Source organism: Bifidobacterium jacchi, from assembly GCF_009078285.1.
In the GTDB taxonomy this organism is placed as follows: Bacteria; Actinomycetota; Actinomycetes; order Actinomycetales; family Bifidobacteriaceae; genus Bifidobacterium; species Bifidobacterium jacchi.
In genome coordinates, this window is record NZ_RQSP01000047.1 from 1 (window position 1) to 4042 (window position 4042).

The 4042-nt window shown below is 60.4% G+C and carries 4 protein-coding genes; all 4 read left to right on the top strand.

All coding sequences use genetic code 11. The features are described 5' to 3' along the window. The first annotated feature begins 478 nt into the window (after positions 1 to 478). A complete protein-coding gene (locus EHS19_RS09265; protein ID WP_151917474.1) occupies positions 479 to 2608 on the top strand; it encodes a hypothetical protein in 2130 nt (709 codons plus the stop codon). A 34-nt stretch (positions 2609 to 2642) separates the two neighbouring features. Continuing rightward, entirely contained in the window at positions 2643 to 2822 is a 180-nt protein-coding gene (locus EHS19_RS09270; RefSeq protein WP_151917475.1) for a hypothetical protein, read from the top strand. 43 nt (positions 2823 to 2865) lie between these two features. Further along, entirely contained in the window at positions 2866 to 3324 is a 459-nt protein-coding gene (locus EHS19_RS09275) for a hypothetical protein (RefSeq protein WP_151917476.1), read from the top strand. 257 nt (positions 3325 to 3581) lie between these two features. Continuing rightward, positions 3582 to 4042 (top strand): metallophosphoesterase family protein (locus tag EHS19_RS09280; RefSeq protein ID WP_175578404.1); only part of this gene is annotated, 461 nt, incomplete at its 3' end.

The window sequence follows — 4042 nt, forward strand, 5'->3', positions numbered from 1 at the left end:
TTGGGGTGTGTTGTGGGGCGGGGTTGCGTGGGGGATTGTCGGCGGCGCGCACGGCATGATGGTTACGGTTGGGTGAATTCGTCGGGAATGATGTGATCACGCGATGATGCGATTGCTGTTGCGGATAGGTAGTTTTTCATATATTGGATAAAAAACGGTCAGAATATGGAATGACTGGCAATGGCGTCTGGCTGATGTGATCGCTTACATATGCGCGTGTTTTCAAGGTGGATGCGAACGATCGCTCAGATGCCGACAATGTGGCGAGGCGAGTGATGATTTCGATTGTTCACCTTATCTGGTCGCAACGGGAGTGTGCCCATAGCCTGAAGGCGAATTTCGGCATCGGCGTTCAGGGGTATTGGATACCGGGGTCGGAACCAGACGGCGCAGAGCCGTTCGAGGAAAAGGACTTGGCGATGAGGCCGGGTGCGCACACCGCGTACCCGGCCTCATCGCGTTGAAAGAGGGGAGCGATATGCAAATCGCGAACATTCGCAAGGGCTGGCGTCCACTCGCCGCGCTCGCCGCGGCAGTGGCGATGCTCGGCGCAGTGACCATCTCCCAGCCGCAGACCGCGCAGGCTGCGGGCAACACCTGCACGGCGACGCCGTACGGCAAGGATGGAGAAAACTCAAGCATCTGGGAGGGCGGCGACAAATACGACAAGAGCCCGTTCTACCGTTGCATCAGCGACCCGAACGTTTCCACGATCAATGTTTCGGGACTTACTGTCATTGGTCGTACCAATACCGCTGCTGACTTCGTTGATGTCGAGGTCAACCGCGATCTGACGCTCAACGGTGTGAGCGGCAACAACAAGATGGGCATTCTGCGTTTCTTCCGCTTCAACGTCACCTCCGGCCATACGCTCACCCTTACCGGTGACCTGACCATCGATGACGTTCTTGCCTCCGGCAGCAACAACACGGCTTGGATTCCTGTGACGCTGCAGGCCAACGCGCATCTGGTGACCCGCGACAACGTCAAGCTGATCTCCGATAACGGTAGGAGCGAACAAATCGACAGCAATAGCCTCGGCTACGCGGTTCGCGTGCGCGGCAACAACGCCACCGTCGAGCTTGGCGGCAATGGCCAGTACAATGCTCAGGCCAATGACGCTCAGACCGGCTCCATGTACCCGACCGTCTACGGTCCTGATGGCGCCGTGATCGTCGATCCCGGTGTCGATGGCGCCAAGGTGACCATCACCAACGGCCAGGTGCTGCAGGAGAACGGCCGTCGCGCTGCTGTGCAGAACGCGGGCCCGAACAGCGTCACCACGATCGGCGGCAACGCCAACGTGGAGAGCGTGAGCCAGAACGGCGGCACGTTCGTGATGAACGGCGGCTACCTTGATCGCTCCCTGTTCTACAGCTATAAGGACATCGCAGCGGGCGGTTTCGCCGCGCACAACAAGAACTCCCTCACCCTCGCCGGTGGTGCCAAGGGCTACATCACCAAGGGCCAGATCTGGGACTACAACGCATCCCAGCATCAGGAGGATGCTCCGACCGCAAAGTCGGTGAACCTCTCGGCTGATTCCTCGCTCTATCTGCAGGCGGCCAACAGCGGCGACATCCGCATCGACGCCTCCCAGCCGTGGATCGGCCAGCTCAAGGGCGACGCCAACGCAGACAACGTGCAGTCCAGCCCGTCGATGGGCGCGAACATCAACGATGTCGCGAACTTCGACGACAAGGCTCAGGTGGTCGTCAACTACGACCTGAGTGGCAAGAGCGACCTCGCCAAGCTGGTGGCGTCCGAAGCCTCCAAGGCCAAGACGACCCAGAACAACAAGGTGCAGAACTCCTACCTGCTCAACACCTACGCCGGCTACCACGGCCACTACCTCGCCTACGGCCGCTACGTGCTCAACAACGCCGACGAGCAGAGCACGCTGATCGACGGCACCGGCCTTGCACAGGTCTACGGCGTGCCCGCCGACATCGACTACGAGTGGTACTCGAAGGCCGAAGTCACGGGCAAGAAGCAGCAGAAGACCTCCCCGGACGCATCCAACCCTGATCAGAGCTTCCTCGCGGAAGGCTATGCGGGCCGCAAGTTCGCAGGCTGGTACAAGAGCTACGACGATTGGAAGGCCGACAAGGACGTTGACAACATCGACGTGAACGACGATGCCAACTACACCACCGTCGAGAGCTTCAACACCACCGCCGACGGCACGCCCGGCCAGAACAGGTTCGCATGGGCTCACTTCGCGGACGCGAAGAACCAGAACGTGGCCGTGCAGGTGTCCACGAGCAAGACCGCGGTGCGATTCCTGACCGCGATCGACACCACCAAGTACAAGAACGTGGAGTTCACTGTCTCCTACGACTCCAAGGTCGGCGATGGTGAAACCGGCGAGCTGTTCCCGCTCTCCACGCAGCACGTGTACACGACGGTCTCGGGCAAGTCCCCCAAGGATCTGAACGTCTTCGGTGATTTCGCGGACGGTGGCAACGGCTACTTCGCCACCGCGATCATTCGCAACTTCCCGAACGGCTGGATCGGCTCCGGCAAGCTCACGCTTACGATCACGCCGAGCTGGACCACGCTCGACGGCACCACGGTCACCGGCACTCCGGTGACGAAGACCCTATGACAATCATCCATCAATTTCATCAGGAAAAGAGAACATGATGAAGAAGCAGTATGAGATGCCGAGCCTGTACGTGCTCGCATTCAGCAGCAACGCCGATGTCATTACGGGATCGCCTTGTGAAGAGACCGGAGGTAATTTAGGCGGCGACTTCCAGACCTTCAACATGAAGAACTGCGGTCCGCTGCAGGGTGGCGGCTTTGGCGATCCCCAGTGACCCTAGTCCCATCAATCCCGAATGAGTGAAAGGCGACTCGAACGTGAGTAGCAGCAAGCATGCGGCGCAGAGCGCCGAGGAGGGCATGGTGACGGTGTTTGGTCGCAAGATCAGCAAGCGTTTGCTGGCCATCATCGGCGCAGTGCTCGCTGTGGTCATCGTGGCTGGTGTTTCAACCGCGGTCGTGACCATCATGAACAGCGGCGAAACCAATCCGAGCACGCTGGTGCGTCAGGCCGACCCGGATGCCGACGGCAAGCCCCTGAAGGGCGCCACCGCCGACACGACCGGCAAGACCGCCACCAGCCAGCCCGGAGCGGACGAATCCGGTGCCGACTTCAACGATCTGGTCAAAGGCTCCTCGCAGTCGACCGACCAGAGCGACAAGTCCGGCAATGCCGGCAAGAGCGACGAGGCCGACAACACGTCGGACTCGAAGGGGCTTACCGACAAGGTGCAGGACCAGCCGCAGGACGACTCCTCATTCGGCGACATCCACTGATAACTCAACAGCCGACGAAGTGATCAGCACCAGTGTGCGGCCTTCGTCGGCTTTTTTCGTGCTTATTCGACGCTGCCGTCTCTGACGAAAGGCTGTTGGCGAAGCCGACTGGGGGAGAGCATAGGGGCCTGCTGGGTTCTACTGCTATCCCCCCAGTCTCGCTGCGTGAGCCGGCCTCCGCCGAGACAATCCATAGCAATACAGCTGCAATACAGCTGCAATACAGCAATCCGCATTGAACCAAGAGGTTTGCAACCATGCGTATACCATCCATGAAGCGTGCGCTGGCGGCGATCGCAGCCGCGGCGACGCTCGCCGCGGGGCTGATCGTCGCCCCCGGCACCGCGCTGGCCGCCGAAGTCACGCCGGCCGGCCCCGACAACAAGGCAGCCGGATCGGCACGCATCGGCGTGCTCTCCGACACCCACTACTACCCGGCGAACTACGCCGACGACAACGATGACTTCCACGACTACGTGGGCGGCGATCCGAAGCTGCTGGAGGAATCCAACGCGATCTCCGACAAGGCCATCGACATGATCATCAAGGATCACCCCGACTACGTACTCGTCACCGGCGACCTCACCAAGGACGGTGAGCAGCAGGCCGAATACGACATCGCGCAGAAGTTCAAGCGCATCGAAACCGAAACCGCCAAGGAAAACGGCGGCAAGGGCACGCAGGTCTTCGTCATCAACGGCAACCACGACATCTACAA